The organism is Caballeronia sp. dw_276, from assembly GCF_018449635.1.
Lineage (GTDB): Bacteria > Pseudomonadota > Gammaproteobacteria > Burkholderiales > Burkholderiaceae > Caballeronia.
This window is the reverse complement of record NZ_JAAVUV010000015.1, coordinates 106,898-123,741: the sequence shown is the minus strand read 5'-3', so window position 1 is coordinate 123,741 and position 16,844 is coordinate 106,898. Positions and strand designations below refer to the sequence as shown.

At 60.9% G+C, this 16,844-nt stretch carries 18 protein-coding genes; 11 read left to right on the top strand and 7 right to left on the bottom strand.

What is annotated here, in order from left to right; all coding sequences use genetic code 11:
- Window positions 1-37 precede the first annotated feature (37 nt).
- On the top strand, window positions 38-829 hold the full coding sequence (locus HB633_RS26690; RefSeq protein ID WP_213781164.1) for a hypothetical protein: 792 nt from the start codon (window positions 38-40) through the stop codon (window positions 827-829).
- A gap of 4 nt (window positions 830-833) precedes the next feature.
- Here HB633_RS26690 and HB633_RS26685 read toward each other — a convergent pair whose 3' ends face one another.
- The gene (locus HB633_RS26685) at window positions 834-1,109 is read right to left on the bottom strand and encodes a hypothetical protein (protein ID WP_213781163.1); all 276 of its coding nucleotides are present in this window, start codon (window positions 1,107-1,109) and stop codon (window positions 834-836) included.
- Window positions 1,110-1,378: 269 nt separating this feature from the next.
- Between HB633_RS26685 and HB633_RS26680 the strand changes: the two genes are divergently transcribed.
- Window positions 1,379-1,741 (top strand): hypothetical protein, encoded by a 363-nt coding sequence (locus HB633_RS26680; protein ID WP_218626868.1) that lies wholly within the window; start codon window positions 1,379-1,381, stop codon window positions 1,739-1,741.
- Between the two features lie 15 nt (window positions 1,742-1,756).
- Here HB633_RS26680 and HB633_RS26675 read toward each other — a convergent pair whose 3' ends face one another.
- Complete coding sequence (locus HB633_RS26675; protein WP_213781162.1) at window positions 1,757-2,650, bottom strand: LysR family transcriptional regulator ArgP; 894 nt, start codon at window positions 2,648-2,650, stop codon at window positions 1,757-1,759.
- Between the two features lie 107 nt (window positions 2,651-2,757).
- Between HB633_RS26675 and HB633_RS26670 the strand changes: the two genes are divergently transcribed.
- Both HB633_RS26670 and HB633_RS26665 read left to right on the top strand, forming a co-directional pair.
- Window positions 2,758-3,873: an aminotransferase class I/II-fold pyridoxal phosphate-dependent enzyme gene (locus HB633_RS26670; RefSeq protein WP_213781161.1), complete on the top strand. Its 1,116-nt coding sequence runs from the start codon at window positions 2,758-2,760 to the stop codon at window positions 3,871-3,873.
- A 71-nt stretch (window positions 3,874-3,944) separates the two neighbouring features.
- On the top strand, window positions 3,945-4,229 hold the full coding sequence (locus HB633_RS26665) for a DUF6440 family protein (protein ID WP_213781160.1): 285 nt from the start codon (window positions 3,945-3,947) through the stop codon (window positions 4,227-4,229).
- 30 nt (window positions 4,230-4,259) lie between these two features.
- On the opposite strand, the gene HB633_RS26660 is transcribed toward HB633_RS26665, so the two are convergent.
- Window positions 4,260-7,664 carry an autotransporter outer membrane beta-barrel domain-containing protein gene (locus HB633_RS26660; protein ID WP_213781159.1) on the bottom strand — a complete coding sequence of 1,135 codons (3,405 nt, stop codon included), beginning with the start codon at window positions 7,662-7,664 and terminating at the stop codon, window positions 4,260-4,262.
- Between the two features lie 278 nt (window positions 7,665-7,942).
- Between HB633_RS26660 and HB633_RS26655 the strand changes: the two genes are divergently transcribed.
- Complete coding sequence (locus tag HB633_RS26655; RefSeq protein ID WP_056364527.1) at window positions 7,943-8,146, top strand: cold-shock protein; 204 nt, start codon at window positions 7,943-7,945, stop codon at window positions 8,144-8,146.
- 90 nt (window positions 8,147-8,236) lie between these two features.
- On the opposite strand, the gene aqpZ is transcribed toward HB633_RS26655, so the two are convergent.
- The 4 genes from aqpZ to HB633_RS26635 form a co-directional block, all read right to left on the bottom strand.
- Complete coding sequence (gene aqpZ, locus HB633_RS26650; protein WP_213781158.1) at window positions 8,237-8,980, bottom strand: aquaporin Z; 744 nt, start codon at window positions 8,978-8,980, stop codon at window positions 8,237-8,239.
- Between the two features lie 176 nt (window positions 8,981-9,156).
- Window positions 9,157-10,569, bottom strand: coding sequence for a DUF2252 domain-containing protein (locus HB633_RS26645; RefSeq protein WP_213781157.1), 1,413 nt, complete (start codon window positions 10,567-10,569; stop codon window positions 9,157-9,159).
- A 31-nt stretch (window positions 10,570-10,600) separates the two neighbouring features.
- Complete coding sequence (locus tag HB633_RS26640) at window positions 10,601-11,209, bottom strand: copper-binding protein (protein ID WP_255581183.1); 609 nt, start codon at window positions 11,207-11,209, stop codon at window positions 10,601-10,603.
- 37 nt (window positions 11,210-11,246) lie between these two features.
- Window positions 11,247-11,651 carry a helix-turn-helix domain-containing protein gene (locus tag HB633_RS26635; RefSeq protein ID WP_255581182.1) on the bottom strand — a complete coding sequence of 135 codons (405 nt, stop codon included), beginning with the start codon at window positions 11,649-11,651 and terminating at the stop codon, window positions 11,247-11,249.
- 958 nt (window positions 11,652-12,609) lie between these two features.
- Between HB633_RS26635 and HB633_RS26630 the strand changes: the two genes are divergently transcribed.
- The 6 genes from HB633_RS26630 (at window position 12,610) to HB633_RS26605 (ending at window position 16,815) form a co-directional block, all read left to right on the top strand.
- Window positions 12,610-13,167: a hypothetical protein gene (locus HB633_RS26630; RefSeq protein WP_255581180.1), complete on the top strand. Its 558-nt coding sequence runs from the start codon at window positions 12,610-12,612 to the stop codon at window positions 13,165-13,167.
- Between the two features lie 80 nt (window positions 13,168-13,247).
- Window positions 13,248-13,706, top strand: coding sequence for a glycine zipper domain-containing protein (locus tag HB633_RS26625; protein ID WP_213781156.1), 459 nt, complete (start codon window positions 13,248-13,250; stop codon window positions 13,704-13,706).
- A gap of 72 nt (window positions 13,707-13,778) precedes the next feature.
- The gene (locus HB633_RS26620) at window positions 13,779-14,753 is read left to right on the top strand and encodes a transporter (RefSeq protein WP_255581178.1); all 975 of its coding nucleotides are present in this window, start codon (window positions 13,779-13,781) and stop codon (window positions 14,751-14,753) included.
- A 10-nt stretch (window positions 14,754-14,763) separates the two neighbouring features.
- Window positions 14,764-15,582: a DUF2092 domain-containing protein gene (locus HB633_RS26615; RefSeq protein ID WP_213781154.1), complete on the top strand. Its 819-nt coding sequence runs from the start codon at window positions 14,764-14,766 to the stop codon at window positions 15,580-15,582.
- Window positions 15,582-16,295: a hypothetical protein gene (locus HB633_RS26610; protein ID WP_213781153.1), complete on the top strand. Its 714-nt coding sequence runs from the start codon at window positions 15,582-15,584 to the stop codon at window positions 16,293-16,295. The genes HB633_RS26615 and HB633_RS26610 overlap by 1 nt, the downstream gene beginning before the upstream one ends.
- An 82-nt stretch (window positions 16,296-16,377) precedes the next feature.
- Window positions 16,378-16,815 carry a hypothetical protein gene (locus HB633_RS26605; RefSeq protein WP_255581176.1) on the top strand — a complete coding sequence of 146 codons (438 nt, stop codon included), beginning with the start codon at window positions 16,378-16,380 and terminating at the stop codon, window positions 16,813-16,815.
- Window positions 16,816-16,844 lie beyond the last annotated feature (29 nt).

Below are 16,844 nucleotides of genomic sequence, written 5' to 3'. Positions count from 1 at the left end.
CACCGGTACCCACTTAACCATGGAGACTTTTATGCGCATGCTGGAGTCTATCGGTCACGCAGCGTGGACGACATGCGACGAGTGCGGAAATGACTTTCCTGCAGGTACTTACAGATGCGGGCGGTGCGGTCACACGCCGAATTTCCTGCGTCGTATTGCGAGTTTTGCTGCCGCTGCATTTCAGACAAATGGCATCAGGCGACCCCAGCGTTCGAAAGGCGCATATCCGGGGCTTGCCGAAGGTGCGCTCAAGTTTTATCAGGCGCGCAGGAGACGCGCGGAGCGTTTCTTATGGATAGGGTTGATTGCCGGCGGCGTGTTGATAGTGTGGGCTTTGAGCGGCTCGCATTCTTCCGACATGGATTTGAAACCGCAACCCGTTTCTTCTCATACGTTTGCGAGCGGAGCGGTCGTTCGGAATCAGGCGGCAAGCCCAAGCTCGGTCCCAACGCCAACGCCAACGCCAACGCCAACGCCAGCGCCTGCCCCAAGCGCCGCTCCGGTTCAACCGCCCGTAGCCGCATCGACGATTCCCGGCGCCGCCGAGTTTTATCGTGCGATGCAAAGCCGGAACCTGTTTGTGGCGCATCGGCGTCTGGCTGCCATGCCGGATACGGGCGATGCAAATGGTCCGTTGCAACAAATGCGTGCGCAGCTGGAAACGCAGGAGCATTTGCGCGATGGCCTTTTGAGTCGCGCGCGGCAATGCCGTGCAGCGGGCGACTGGCAATGTGTAGTATTGAATGCCGGGCAGGCTTCAGGCGTGGATGCGTCGAGCGTATCTGCGCGACGTCTTGTTTCGCAGGCCGCTCAGGCAGGCGGCAAATGATGGATCAAGCTATCCACGAAGGCATTCCGCCGCCGATCTTCGAGTGAGCCGCGTCGTTGGTCGCCGACACGCAAAGCAGCACCTTGACGCGCTTTGCCTGCTCGGCGACTAGATCGAAATGTTCCTGCACGAAGGTAAGTCGGGCCGTCCAATACGCACCGTTCAAATGCGGAACGGGCCCTTGCGCGCGCGACAAACGCAGCATTTTTTCCAGATGGTCGATTTCTCGCTCTGCGAGTACTGATCGGAATTTTGCCGGTGCGGAAATCGTCGATGCCATGTTTTGCCCTCGTGCATTTTGTCGAATCGAGGGACACAGCAAGTGATGTGCCCAAAACGAAATCGTTCGGCATACCCTTGCCCACTTTTTTATTGGCAACATTTTTGAACGAGTAACTTACGGTTTGAAGCTCATCGGCTTTCGCGCCGCAAGCAAGTTTCCCGCTTGGGCGCAATGCTTGTTTCCAGGAGTGGGCTTTTGTTTCCTTCGATTCCATCCGCGAGCGTGATCCGGCCGTAGCCGCATGACGCCATCACGAGGTGCCGCCGATGAAAGCCCCGTTCCATACCAAGCACGGCCGTTTGATTCCGGCGGCAATACTTTCCGCCACGTTCTTCTCAGCCGATGTTCTCGCGGATGACGCTTGCCCGCAGCTCGTGGAATCGCGCGCGGGCAGCGTGTTCAATATGTCTGCTTTTATAAAGGACAACGGTTCGCCTGAAGCTGCACTGAATACGGCTCGCGAAGCAGTGACCAAAGTCAATCGCGGGGGCGGATGCCGGGTGCTGAGCGACGTTCCCGCATGCGAAGAAACGCTCAAGCTGGCAAGCGTCGCAATCGAGGCGCTGCAGACGTGCGCTGCATCGCGGGTGCATCGGCAGATGAGCAATAACAGCGGGGCAAGCGGTTAGAAGTATTGCCGCAAACTAGTCGAGAAATGCCTTCGCGCGCTTTTGCAGCATGGTCCTGAAATCATCGAGCCAGCCGATGGACAGTCGCCAGCTTTGCCAATAAAGATCGACGTCCATGCGCGCGCCCGGCACGACGCGCACGAGTTCGCCCGATTCGATCAGCGGCCGGATCATGCGCTCGGGACACATGCCCCAGCCCATTCCGGACGCGCAGCCGCGCACGAAACCCGCCACGTGCGGGATCAGATGCCGCGGCGGATCGAGATCCGCGCGCGTGATGCGGCGGATGAAGCGCCGCTGCATCTGGTCCTTCGAGTTGAACTCGACGCGCGGCGCATGGCGCAGCGCGTCGCGCGTGAGACCTGCCGCGAAGTATCGATGAAAAAACGCCGGCGAACACACCGCCAGATATCGCATGCGCCCGAGCTTGGTCGACCGGCAACCCTGCACCGCTTCGGATTGCGTGGTTACGGCGCCTTGCACGCTGCCATCGCGTAGTTGCTGGGCGGTGTGATCCTGGTCGTCGATCACGAGGTCCAGCAGCATTTCCCGCTCGACGCAAAAGTCCGATACCGCGTCGACAAACCATGTCCCCACGCTGTCGTCGTTGACGGCTACGCGGAACGTCGGCCACGCTTCGGCAAGCATGCCGGGCAGCGTCGGCATCTGGCTGCCGAGTTCGGTTTCGAGCCGCCGCACGCGTTCAATATGACGGCACAGCAACGCGCCTGGCGGTGTAGCGATGCACGGCTGGCCGCGCTTCACCAGCACGCTTCCCACGCGCTCTTCCAAGAGCTTCACGCGTTGCGATACCGCCGATGGCGTCACGTTGAGTTCGCGCGCGGCGCGATCAAACGAACCATGGCGCACGACGGCGCCGAGTGCATCGAGGAGGGCGTAATCGAGCATTAGCGTTTCTTAAGTGGCATTAGGAGAGTTAGCTTCTTTTATGGGCTTACGAGCGGCAGACTACGCTTATCGATAACGCCCGTCACGCTTATTCCCCCTGGACCGCCATGCAACCCACGCCATTTGCGCTCGAACGGTACTTCGCCGTTCACGAATTCACCGCACGCTACCTGATGTGCAGCTCCGACCCGGAGTCCATGTCGATAGCCGATCTCCTCGCGCTCGAACCCGGTTCCGCCGATGCCTTCAACAACACGTGGCTGGGTTACACCGAATACCCGGGCGCGCCCGAACTTCGCCGCGAACTTTCGACCTTGTACGAATCGATAGGAACGGACGAACTGATCGTGCACACGGGCGCTCAGGAAGCGATCTTCTCGTTCATGAACACCATGCTCAAGGCCGGCGATCATATGATCGTGCACATGCCCGGCTATCAGTCGCATTACTCGGTGGCGCAGGCGCTGGGCGTAAACGTTTCGCCGTGGATGGCGCGTGAATCCGATGGCTGGTCGCTCGATCCGGACGAACTGGAAAAGTTGCTGCGTCCCGAGACGAAGGCCTTGCTCATCTGCGCCCCGCACAATCCGACGGGTTATTTGCCGGATCGGGAACGCTTCGATGCAATCGTCGACTTCGCGCGCAAACACGGGCTATGGCTTTTCAGCGATGAGGTCTATCGGGGACTCGAACACGATCCCGCGCACAGGTTGCCTGCCGCGTGCGATGTCTACGAGAAGGCGATCTCGCTCGGGGCTTTATCGAAGTCGCATGGTCTCGCGGGCTTGCGCGTTGGCTGGGTCGCGTCCCGCGATCGCGACGTGCTTGCCGCCATGAACACGTTCAAGGATTACCTGACCATCTGCAATAGCGCGCCGAGCGAGTTTCTGGCGGCCATCGCGGTGCGCAACACCGACGCGTTGATTGAGCGGAATACGGCAATCGTGCGAAGCAATCTGGCTTTGCTCGATCCGTTCTTTGCGCGTCATCGCGAGATACTGGAATGGCATCGGCCATTGGCGGGGACGGTTGCTTTTCCGCAATTGAAGCAGGGCGGGGCGGAGCGCTTCTGCGCAGAAGTGCTCGAACGTACCGGCGTGCTGCTGCTTCCCGGCACGTTGCTGGATCATGGCGATACACATGTTCGTATTGGTCTGGGACGACGCAATCTGCCCGACGTCCTCACTATCCTCGATAACTATTTGCGTGAGCACTACCGGTAGTTGAACCTCGTCCGGGGTATTCCATCGAACGGGATGCGTATCTTTTGCGCATAACGTCACGAGGAACGCACATGAAAAGCTTGTTGGTATTGCTGGCGGTAGGCGCGTCGTTCGCGGCGCAGGCACAGAACGTTCCGAACGCCGATCCAAAACCTGCCTTAAAGCCCGCTTCAAAGCCCGCTCCTCGCGCGAGCTTTTCGAGGTTCACGCGCGAGACCACCGAGGACATCAATCTACATCTGGAAACCGATCACGAGACCGGTTGCCGATATCTCATCGCGGAAGGACAGGGCATCACGCCGCTGCTCAAAAGCAACGGCACGCCCGATTGCAGCGCGCCGAAACTCGGCGAGTAGGGCGAATAGGGCGAATAGGGCGCGCGGGTTTTACCATTTCCACCGGACGCCGGCGTTGCCGCCTATCGTCCGTTGATGCGAGCCGCCTAGATTGGTGAGGTAGCTCGCCGTCACGAACGCGCTGCCCGATCGCGTCACCTGGGCGACAAGTCCCACGTTCACTTGCCCCGATGTCTGCCCGACACCGCCCGGTATTACCGTGGTTCCCGCGAATGTCGTGCTGTCGCCCTCGCCGAACGCGCGCAGCACGCTCACGCGCGCGTAGGGTTGCCATGTCACGCCGGCGCCGCTGAAGGTCTGCTGGAGCCGCACGCCGAGGCGCCCGATGTACGTGTTGCCGTTGTTGAACGACACGGACGAGACGCCGTCATTGAAGTCGTTGAGCGACAGGTTCTGCCACACGATCTGCGCCTGCGGTTCGACCACAAACGCGTTGCCGAGCGCTATCGGAAAGCCGCCTTCCACGGAGCCGGTCACCGCCGTGCCGTGTGTGCCCGCGCCGGTTCCCTGATTCGACAACGGGTCCACGGTTATCGATGAACCCATCAGCACGGCGTCCGTGTACCAGCCTGTCGGGCCGACGTGCGTCCAGTAGCCGCCGAGGCTGTAGGCGTTCATCGATAAATGGCCGACGTTGACGTTCGGGAAGCCGAGCGCGAAACCATCGACGTCGCCGGTCGCGCGCGCGAAGCCGAGGAACAGGCCGTAGTGGTTCTTGTGGCCGCTTGGGGTTGAGTCGGCGTAGATGTCGTGGCCGACTTGCGCGCCGAAAACGGAGCCATCGAATTCCGGATTGGCCGCACCGTCCTGACTCTGCACGGAATGCGCGCCCCAGACGCGGCCCCACGCGGCGGGTAACGCGCCGGTTTCGGTGAGCAGGGACTGATCGCCCTGGCGGTCGTGGAAGTTATCGATCTGCTGGAAGCCGAGTTCGCGCGCGACCATCGGGATGGCCGCATAAAGCGCCACTTCGGGCCGGTACAACGGGATAGGCGCGGAGCCGGCGGCCGGCGCTGCGGGAAGCGGCGGCGTGCCGGGCGCGGCTATCGGGCCGGGGCTTGGTGCGGGTTCTGAAGGCGGCGTGGTGCCGGGCGTTCCCGGTGCGGTTGGCTCAGACGGCGTTCCTGGCGAGGTCGGCGTGGTCGGTGTCGTCGGCGTGGTCGGCGTTCCCGGTGTCCCCGGCGTTGTCGGTGGTGTAACCGGCGGCGCAGCGGCGGCCACCGTATTTCGCAGATACCAGCTTTCGCTCGTCCCGGCCGTAACGCCGCCTTTCGCGAGGTAGTAGGTATAAGCGCCCGCCTTGATGGACGCCGGCAAGGAGAACGCGCCAGCAGCCGATGTCGCGCCATTTGCGGCCTGAACCACCTGTATGCCGTCGGCGGTGGTCGCGGCGCCCGTGCCGCCAATGTTGTTGATCAGCAACGTGCTGGAGCCGCTCGCGCTGCCGCCGCTGACGATCAGCTTGTCCGATGCCGAGTTGTCCGGCCCGACCACGGTATTGAGCGCGATCCGGGCGTTCTGCCCGACATAATTCCCTGTCACCACGAGCTGATTGCCGACGCCCGGCCCGGCAATCTGCGCAAGGCCGTTGTTCGTGAGCTGTCCGCGCACCTTCAAAGCCCCCGTTCCCGCCGATGCAAACGCCGGCAGCGCATTGGCCGCGAAGATCGTGCCGTTGTTCGTGACATCGCCGACGACGCTCCCGTAGCCGCCCAGATTCGTCCCCGCCGCGATGGAAACCGCTCCGCCTCCGCCAAGCGCCGCGCCCGGGTGCGCGCTATCGCCCACGGCGAGCGTCCCGGCGCTGAGCGTGGTGCCGCCCGTGAACGTGGTCGGCGCCTGCAGCAGAAGCTGCCCGGCGCCGAGCTTTGTCAGCGACCCCGCGCCCGAGATGTTCTGCTCGATGGTGGTATCGAAATTTTGGGTATCGATGACCCCGCCCGCCGCGCCAAGCACGATTGGACGCGTCGCCGCCAGATCCAGCGTGTTGTTCAGCCGCAGCGTGCCGCCGTCGAGCGTCAGGCCGCCGGTCGCGGCGCCCAGTGCGTTATCGGCGCCGATGGCGAGCGTGCCGCCCAGAACCGCCGTACCGCCGGAATATGTGTTGCCGCCGGCCGCTACCGGGGCCAGCGTCAATGTGCTCGCACCGGTCTTGTCGACCGCCCCCGTGCCCGAGATCGTGCCGCTGTACGTGCCGTCGCTGTCCTGCGCGAAGCGCACGAGGCCGTTGTCGGTGACACTGACCGGCAAGTTTTGCGCGGTGGCTTGCAACGTGCCGGGGGCATCGACCAAAGCGACGGTCGCCGGCGCGAACGAACCAGTCAGATTGAGCGTGCCGGTCTGCACTTCGGCGAGGTTGAAGTCGCCCGTGCCGCTGAAAGTCCAGGCGTCGCCGGCCATTCGCAAGGTTTGAAAGCGCGTGAACGCATTCGATGCCTCACCGCTTCCCTGAAGGATGACGGTGCTCGCGCCCGGGCCGCCCCCGCCATCCGCCCCGCCGATGATCTGCGAGCCCGTCTGCAGGATCAGCGTGTTGACGCCGTTGCCCATTGCAACTGCCAATGGACCGCCGGATTGAAGCAGACCGGCATTGGTGACCGTGGACGCGCCGTTCAGCGTTCTGACCGCGGCCGCACTCTGGCTGAAAATTTTACCGCCCGCCCGGTTTTCGATCGTCGCCGAGAAACTCGAGCCTGCGGTATTGGAAAACACGGCGTCAGAGTCGGTGCCCGTCGCGGTGATCGTGCCGGTGTTGACGAGCGAATCGTTGTTGCCCTGAAGATACGCTGTGGGACTGTTGGCGCCTGAAGTCGAAAGCGTTCCGCTGTTGTTGATCGTCCCGCTGCCACCCACGATCGATGCCGCGCGCGCATTGCTGCCGCTCGTCGATACCGTGCCCGTGTTCGTCAGGGCGTTGGTCGCCTGACCAACATTTGTCTGCCCCCAGGCGGCCGACATGCCGTATGCGTTCGGTCCGGCGGTCGAGATGGAACCGTTGTTCACAAGCGAATTGCTGCTGCCGTTGGCGGCCATGCCGTCGTTGTAAGCGCCGGTTGTGACGATCCTCCCTGCGGACGCATTCGTAAGCCGGTTGTTATCGCCCGTTCCCAGCAAAACCGCCCCACGATTGGTCCCGGAACCGCCGCCGCCGGTCAGGGTAAGTGCGCCGCTGCTGGTGATCGTGCTCGATCGCGCGACGCTGAACGATACCGGCGATCCCGTGCGCGTGAGCGCTGCGGCCACGGTTGAATCGATAGTGACGTTGACGCCCGTCGACCCGGTCAGCGCAGCCACTGGAGCGACGCCGGTTCCGCTGCAGACCACGCTCGTACCGGTTGGCGGTGCAGTTGAAGTGCATGCGGCATTCGCCGTCCCGCCAAGTGCTCCCAAAAAAACAACAGCGCTGCAAATGCCCAAATCGACTGCTTTCTTCATTGTCTCGGTCTCTTAGAACGGCCAATGATTGATAAAAATAGACTTATTTCTTTGCCTTACCAAATGTTTTAATTATTATTCGCATGTCCGCTCGGATGAACGGCAAGCGTCTCCGCACTATGTACACGCGCTTTTTGGACATAATTTCCGGGAACATCGGGGAGAATCCAATTGCAGAGTGACATTTTCGCGTGGTAAAAGGAGGCAGCAACGCTTTGCCGTTTGACGGCGGGTGGCGCTACCAAACGGAATTACGTCTCTTCTAGGAAAATCAGCAAATGGCAACAGGTATTGTGAAGTGGTTTAACGATGCGAAGGGTTTTGGCTTCATCACGCCGGACGGCGGCGGTGACGACCTGTTCGCACACTTCTCGGAAATCCGCACGGAAGGCTTCAAGACCCTCCAGGAAAACCAGAAAGTGAGCTACGAAGCGAAGCAAGGCCCGAAGGGTCTGCAAGCATCGAACATCCAGCCGCTGTAATTCGACGGTTCAAATCGATACAGCTAGCTTGATCGCATGAATGAATGGCCCGCTTCGGCGGGCCATTTTTTATGGCGCAGCGCTACCGCATCAAGGCGCGGCGTCGATGGCGAGCGGCGCAGGCGCAATCGCCGTGACCTTTTCCGGGAAGAGCCGCGGATACAGCGCCCCCGCTATAAACGCCCCGATGATCGGCGCGACCCAGAAGAGCCAGAGCTGGCCTAGCGCCGCACCGCCCGCGAACAGCGCGGGCCCGGTCGAGCGTGCCGGGTTGACCGACGTGTTCGTCACCGGTATCGATATCAGGTGGATCAGCGTCAGGCACAGGCCGATGGCAAGCGGCGCGAACCCGGAGATGGCGCGTCCATCGGTTGTTCCGAGAATGACCAGCACGAAGAAGAACGTCATCACGACTTCGCACACGAGGGCCGCGGTCATCGAATAGCCGCCGGGCGAGCGCGCCCCGTAGCCGTTGCTGGCGAAGCCGCTGGCGGCGGCATCGAACCCGGGTACGCCCGATGCAATCAGGTACAGCACGAACGCGCCGAGCGTTGCGCCGGCCACCTGCACGACAATGTATGGCGCGAGTTCTTTCGCCGGAAAGCGGCCGGCGACGGCCAGGCCGACGCTGACCGCCGGATTTAAATGCGCGCCCGATATATGGCCGAGCGCATAAGCCATGGTCAGGACGGTTAATCCGAATGCCAGCGATACCCCCACGAAACCAATTCCCGCACCTGGAAACTTGGCGGCGAGGACTGCACTTCCGCATCCGCCAATTACTAGCCAAAACGTGCCAAACAATTCCGCAATGAGACGCTGTTGTAATCGCATGATGTGCCATCCATTAGGTCTAACGGGTTGCGATATGAATCGTCGAGACTGCTGTAAATGGTTTTAGTGATCCTGACTATTTGTCTGCTGAGTGACGCGACGCGTGAATGCGCAATACCGGCCACGCAATTAGTGTAGGTCAGGGATTTTAAAAATCGACCCTATCGATGTGTCTTTCAAACGTGAAAGTCCGCGGCCATATCTTCGTCGGTGCGGGCGAGCAGGCGGCCGCTTCTGCAAGCCTGGGTGAACAGATCGAAGTCGCGTTCGACCTGGTCCGCGTAGTCCTTCGAATACGCAACCAGCGCTTCGGCCATCTGGCTGCCTTGTCCGAGATAGGCACTGATCTCGATTGCCTTGCCGCTCGCTTTCGCGTGAGCGCGCGCGAGAATCCAGCCGCATAGACGCGCGTAGCCTTCGAGTACATCGACATCGAACAATTCGATGTTCGCCGACAGCTTCATGTCACGCAGCTGACGAAAATAGAAGTGACGTCCGGAGGGTCCCGTACCCCAGCCGAGGAAGATATCGCTGGCGGCCTGCGTCACGCGTTGGCCGCGCACCACTCGTTCGCCGGCGTGTTCCAGCGTCTCGGCTTCAAAATGCTGTTCGATGACCGAGCGGCGTGCTTCCTTGATCTGCAGGAACATCGGCTTGCCGAGTTCGTCCATCATCAGCAGCACGAGGCAACGGGTTCCGACACTGCCCACGCCTACTACCTTGAACGCCAGGTCCTGCGCGGTGAAGTGACGCAGCAAGGCGCGGCGATCGTGTGTGAGCGTCTTCAGGTATTGCGGAAACATGCCCTTGATCACCGCTTGCCAGCTGCCGAGTGCGACCCAGTCGTCGTCTGCATCGAACAAGGTGTTCGTGCCGTGGATATGGAACATGCCCGGCGGCATGTCGCGCAGCGTCCAGTTGTCGCCGTCGGATTGCGCGACTTTCTCGAGCATGCTGTCGTGCGTGCGGCTAGCAGCTTTTTCCATGCCCTTGCGCAAGAGGCGCCTGCGTTCCGGGCTGACGGCCGTCTCCAGCATCCGGTCGAACGTGATGCGCTCGTACCAGAGCTCGAGCGCGCTGAAATCCGCGTATTCACGCATTCGGGTCTGATATTGCGAGACCACCGTTTCCACCAGTTTCTCGGCGGTCAGGCGGCTCAGGCGCATGTGGCGTGCCGCGACCATGAAGCTCGCGGCGAGGCGCTTCAGGTCCCATTCCCATGGGCCGAGGGCGACTTCATCGAAATCGTTCAGATCGAAGATGAGCTGGCGCTCGGGCGTGGCGAAACCGCCGAAGTTCATCAGATGCGCGTCGCCGCAAATGGGCATGACCAGGCCCGTGTTGGCGGTCTGGGCAAGGTCGTTTGCCTGCAGGATCGCGCTGCCCCTGAAGAACGAAAATGGCGACGCCATCATGCGGCCGTATCGAAGTGGAACAAGACGGTTCACGCGGCCTTCGCTGCTTCGTTCAAGCAATTCGACAGGGTCGCGATCGATCTTGCCGAGCTTCGCATGCGCGGAGCGGGCCATGTTTTCCCGATACGCCTTGCCCTCGGCAACGCGCGACGCCGTCTTGCTTTCACCCGCCATGGAAGCCCCTCTATTAACGCCCGCTGGCCGTTTATTTGATTGGAGCACCGTCACGTGTCACGAGTACGGCAGTCGCTTCGACAAATTCCGCGCGCACGCTGTCGCCCGTCTTGATGTCTTTCAGCGATACATCGGGACCCACGTGCAGCGTGTCCGTTTTGTACGGACCGCGAATGGTAATGGTCCGGTGCTTCTGATCGACCTTCTGGACCGTGGCGATCACCTGCACGCGCCGGGCCGTTGCGGTCGATCCGTTGGCTTCGGGAACGGCGGCGGTTTCATCGATTCGTTCGCGAATGCCGTTTGATTTCACCTTCGTTGCGCGCACGAGCAACGCGTTTTCGTAGCGAATGTTGACCGTGTCGCCGAGCTTTAGCTTGCCGACATCGGCGACATCCGGATTGACCGCGACGTTCACGATCTTGCCGCTTTCGCCTTGCAGCGCGACGCTGTTCGACGCGGTATCGATACCCACGACCTGCGCTTTTGTCTCCGCGGTTGCCGCCGCGCCGACGCCGTCCGGCCCCACGCTCGATGCCGCCGTTTGCGCCATGACAGGCGCCGCGACCAGCGCCGATATAACGATGACAGTTCGTACAACATGCATGCTGAGTTTCGATGAAGCGCGGTGACGGGTCATGTGCAATTCCTATGCAGAGTGGAAAGGGTTGTGTTGCTTACCGGCGGGACTTCGACAACAGGTGACCGAGGCCGAGATTGGTGGCGATTTGCCAGACATAGACGCGCGAATAACGCACGCCGAACTGCGTTTCGATGATCGAGCGCAGCCGCGCGTTGGTCCACGCGTCGCTGTCGAAACCGTGCGTCCGGGCCGAACCCTGCAACGCCGCCGATATCCATTCGAGCGCGCGCTGATCGAGCACCGAGGTTCGGCCGCCCACGCCCAGTTGCCGCAATGCGTCTAGGCCGCCTGCGTCGACGAGCGCCTTGTAGCGCCTGACCGTCGCGAGCGACAGGTGCAGCTCTTCGGCCACCTGGTCAACCGAGGCGCCGTCGAGCAGCATTTGCCCCGCTGTCATCCGGCGCATGACGCTAGGCAGGTTTTCGGGCTGAGAAAGCATCTGTGCACTTGTCCTTGTCTTCAGGAATGCACGGCAGTCCGTCGCCGCTCGTTTGCCGTCCCGGTTTGCCGCAGCGTCCGGATCTCGTACCGAAACAGTCCAGCCATTCGTTTCGATTTAAAACAAAATCAACGCGAGGGACGCCTCTTGATTTAATAATTCAGAAAATAATTAATAAGCTTTTCCTCAACCATTGAATACGATCCAATGGAAGTCACTGTTTGAACCAATATCCGTTTTTTGCCGATTTGGGGTGATCTCGCTGAATTTTTTTTGCTTGATCTATGGTCGGAAATTGTCTATCGCGCGATACAGGTAAAGGTTGTCTCAGATGTTTGCTAACGTTTATGAAACGCATTGATCGTTTGAATTTGACCTTTGAATCGTTACAAAATAAGTTTGGCAAACCAGAAAACGTTTGCTAGCATCCGCTACAAATGTAAGGCACATAACGCGCCGCTTAAGGCCCGAAACCGCTGGACACATTCACGTCTGTCTTGGCTCTGAGAGGATTCACCATGGCCACTGCCCGCATCAGGCGCATCGCCTGAAATCAACGTGCCGCCCATTGCCGGGCGGCAAAGATTTATCGAAACATTTCTATCCCTCTTTAGAGCCGGAGGGGCTTATTCGTGCGGCAACATCGCAAGCGTTCTCCAATAACGCTACGGCAGAACTGCGCGTTTGAAAAACCGAAACACCGAGAAAATCCATGCGAATTCTTGCGACGCAATTTGTCCGATTATTCTGTGCCAGCTTAATCATTGCGATATTTTCGCGACAAGCACTTGCACAGAGCGCGGCAGATGAGGCCAATAAAAGCAATAACCCGCTGAATTTGGCTGCGTCATTAAATATTCAAAATTACTACACGCCGAGCGTATTTGGCGGGAGTGCGCATACAAACGATTTCCTTCTGCGGCCGACTATTCCCATTGGGCCCAACGGTTTGATCGGCGTGCCGCAGATATTCCGCGCGACACTGCCCATCAGTACCCGGCCGGATCCCACGGGCGGCTACAACACCGGCCTGGGCGATATCAATCTTTTCGACATTTTTCTGCTCTCGCAGGAAGGTATCCAGGTGGGTATTGGACCGTTGCTCACCATGCCGACCGCGACGGACCCGAGCCTTGGCAGCGGCAAATGGCAGGCCGGTCTTGCTGCGGTCGCGGTCAGTGCGACCAAGGCGCGTTTGCTCGGCGCGCTCGTGCAGTGGCAGCACTCTTTTGCGGGGCAGGACAGCCGGCCGACGGTGCAATCGCTGACCGCCCAGCCCTTCGGCATCTTCAACTTGCCGGGCGGATGGTACGTGCGCTCGACCGGCACCTGGACGTTCGACCTTCAGCACGGCACGTATTACATCCCGGTGGGCCTGGGCGGCGGCAAGGCGTGGAAGTCGGGTACGACGATCTATAACGCGTTTATCGAACCGCAATATTCGGTCGCGCACTCGGGGCGCGGCGTTCCGCAATTCACCCTCTTTGCCGGGCTGAACATGACATTTGGAAAGTAGGAATCCGAAACATTGTGATGCTCGTTGCGTCTGGGAAGGCTTGGAGCTTCATTTGCACTCGTCGATTTTTTGAGGTTGTCATGAAAGCATCTTATCTAGCAGCAGTTGCCGCGCTTGCCGTGGCCAGTCATACGGCGCTCGCCCAGAAACCGGCCGTCTATCCGGCGCACGGGCAAAGCGCCACCAAGCAGTCGCAGGACGACGGCGCGTGCTACGCGTGGGCAAAGCAGAACACCGGTATCGATCCAGCCGTGGTCGCGGGAGCGCCGCCACCGCCGCAAGGACCGACCGGGGAACGCGCACGCGGCGCTGCGCGAGGCGCGGCGGCTGGCGCGCTTGTAGGCGACGTGAATCACAACGATGCCGGCCACGGCGCCGCAGTCGGCGCGACCGCAGGCGCGGTGGCAGGAGGCGTACGCAGCCGCCGTCAGCATGCGGCGCAAGCGCAGAACGCACAGGCCAATGAGCAAGCGGAAATGAACACTTACTGGCGTGCCTATTCGGCATGCATGCAGGGGCGTGGCTACACGGTTCAGTAGTCCCGGGAGATGCAGACAGATGCAGGGAGATGCAATCAGGCGAGCACGACAACCCATCATCGAGGAGGCGGTATGGAGACGTCGATCAGGCAGGCACGCGAACGCAGCAGCCTGCGCAAGGACATTACTGCAGTCGTGTGCGCAACCATAAGCTTATGTATTCCCGTGGCAGGCAGGGCGACCGAAGGAGGCATCGGCCGGCCGCTCACTGCTTTGCAGGTCATGCCTTATGCGGGCATTGTGCCGCCCACCTCGGACTGGATCTTTTCCATTACGTCGATTTATTACGAGGGTTCGCTCGGCAAAAGCAGGACCATCCCGGTTGCCGGAACCGTGACCGCAGGCCTGAACTATCACGTCTCGTACAACATGATCAATGCGGTGAAGACGTGGGGAGTGACGCTTGGCGGATGGAACTTCGCCACGCAGTTCGGCGTGCCGTTCCAGTGGACGTCGGCGTCGTCGTTCAATGGCCGCTTGCCCAACGACAAAGCCACGCAATTCGCCGACATCCTGTTCACGCCGGTCGTGGCGGGCTATCACCTGACGAAGACCGACCATGTTGCGTTGAGCGTCCAGATGTACGCGCCCACCGGAGCCTATAGCACCAGCCGGCTCGCCAACGCCGGACAGAACACCTGGACGTTCATTCCAACCGTGGCTTATACGAAGCTTTTGCCGGAGCACAACATCGAGCTCTCGGCGAATTACGGCGTCAACTTCTACACGCCCAACGACAAGACCCACTACCACAACGCGCCGCTCAGCGTGCTCGACCTGCTTGCGCTCAAGCGCTTTACAAGCGGTTGGGGCGTGGGCGTGGTCGGCGGATGGATCCAGCAGATTGGCAGCGACAACGGCGGTGCCGCCGATCTCACCGCCGGCGGGAACGGACATGCGATTGGCATCGGCCCGATTGTCACGTATGCGGGAAAAGTGAGCGGCACGCCGGTATCGGCTTCGCTCAGATGGGTCAATGAATTCGAAGTGCTCAACCGGCCGAAGGGAAACGCCGTCGAGCTCTCCGTCAGCGCTACTTTCCAGTAAGGAGGACGATGTGCCAAGCCGCAAGTTTCACCCCGCGCGCGTTGCGCTTGCCGTTGCGTGCATTACGTGCGGCATGAGCGTGACAAACGCGATCGCGCAATCCAGTCCGGAGCCGGCCAGCGGCACGGCAACGACCGTGCAGCCCGAGCGTCAGCCAAAAGCGCTCGATGCATTGGGCGCGATGTCGCAATATCTGCGCTCGCTGAGCCGCTTCGAAGTTTCGGCATCGACCGCAACCGATGCCGTGCTCGACAGCGGCCAGACCGTCGCATTTCTTCATGAAACCGACGTCAAGGTGCAGCGCCCGAACCGCATGAGGGCGGACATCACGGGAAGCCGAGGAACGAAAGGCCTTGTCTACGACGGCCGCCATTTCACGATCTTCGATACCTCCAATGGCTATTACTCGACCAACCCCGCGCCTCCATCGAACGATGAACTCGTGCGCGAACTGGCGTCGACCTACAACATCGATACCCCGCTCGCCGACTTGTTCTACTGGGGCGACGGCAAGGTCGATGACGCCACGCTGAACTCGGCGTTGTTCATCGGGCTGGAACGGGTCGATACACGCTGGTGCAATCACTACGCGTACCAGCAAAGCGGCGCCGACTGGGAGATCTGGATTCAGAGCGGCTCGCGGCCGTTGCCGTGCCGCATGGCGATCGTCGATACATCGCAGAGTGCGCATCCCCGGCACGTCGTGACTTATCACTGGAAGATCAACCCGGAATTCCCGGCATCGACCTTTACTTTCCGGCCGGCGGCAAACGCGAAGGCTATTGAACTCAAGCCTGCTGTACGCACGCCGTTTGAGGGGAGTGAATGATGTTTCGCACCAGACAAATTGCGGTTGCCGGCATTGCCGGCGTTTTCCTCGCGACATCGATGAGCGTTCACGCCTTCGGCTTCCGTGGCGGCGCGCGCACGAGCATTCATGCGCCGCCGGGCGGTTTCAATGGCGGCGGCGGGTTTCATGGCGGCGGCGCGCCACGGGGCGGGATGCCACAAGGCGGCATGTCCCAGGGCGGACATCCGGGCGGCGCGGGACATGGCCTGGGTGACAGCCACAGCGGCGGTGGTGGCGGTAGCCATAACAACGGCGGTGGCAACAGTGGTGGCGGCGGCCACAACAACGGCGGCGGAGGTGACCACAATAACGGTGGCGGTCACAACAATGGCGGCAACGACGGCCACCACGACGACGGCCACCATGACGACGACCATCATCACGACGACGATCATCACGACGACCATCATCACGACGACGATCACCACGACGACGATCACCACGACGATGACCACCACCATCACGATGATGATCATTACCACGACGGCTGGTATGTCGACCCGGTCGCCGTCGGCGTGGCGGTGGGCGTGACAACGGCGGTCGTCGTCGGCGCAACGGTGGCCACGCTGCCGCCGAGCTGCTCCAGCGTGATCGTCAACGGGCTCGCGTATCAGCATTGCGGACCGAACTGGTATCAGCCGCAGTACTACGGGACGCAAGTCCAGTACGTCGTGGTCACGGCTCCCCGATAACCCGTTTTATCGCACGGCTGGTTTTTGCTTTTTGAAGCCAGCCGGATTTTCCTGCGTCACGCTGCGTCATGTACGCGTGACGATGAACATCGATCAACCGGAGATGGGTATGGACTCGAATCCGCTGGCTCTTGTCATCCGGGCTCTAGAAAGGGCCGCGTTGCAAAGTACGGTATTGCCGTACAAGCGCTTTCATGTGCTGTTTCCACGCACGGTTCCCTTGACGCGTCGCTATGAAGTACTCGATGCCGCCTTGCGTTCTCTCAACGACGCGCCGGACGTCGACTATGGCGTCCTGCTCGCGTGCGATAACGGCTTGCCGGGCCCGGAGTTTTTCCGCCGATACCAAAAGCACAGATGGGACACCTATGTTGCAACCATGGGCGACCCGCGCTTCAAGAGCGCAACGCTCAAGGGCAAGCGCGAGCTGGTGGCGGCAGAACGGCAGCGCGTGCATCAGCATGCGCTGCGGGCGCGTGAGCGTGAGCATGAACGTGAACGTGAGCAGCAGTGCGCGTGAACGCGCTGCCTCGAGGGGCTGCCTGCGTG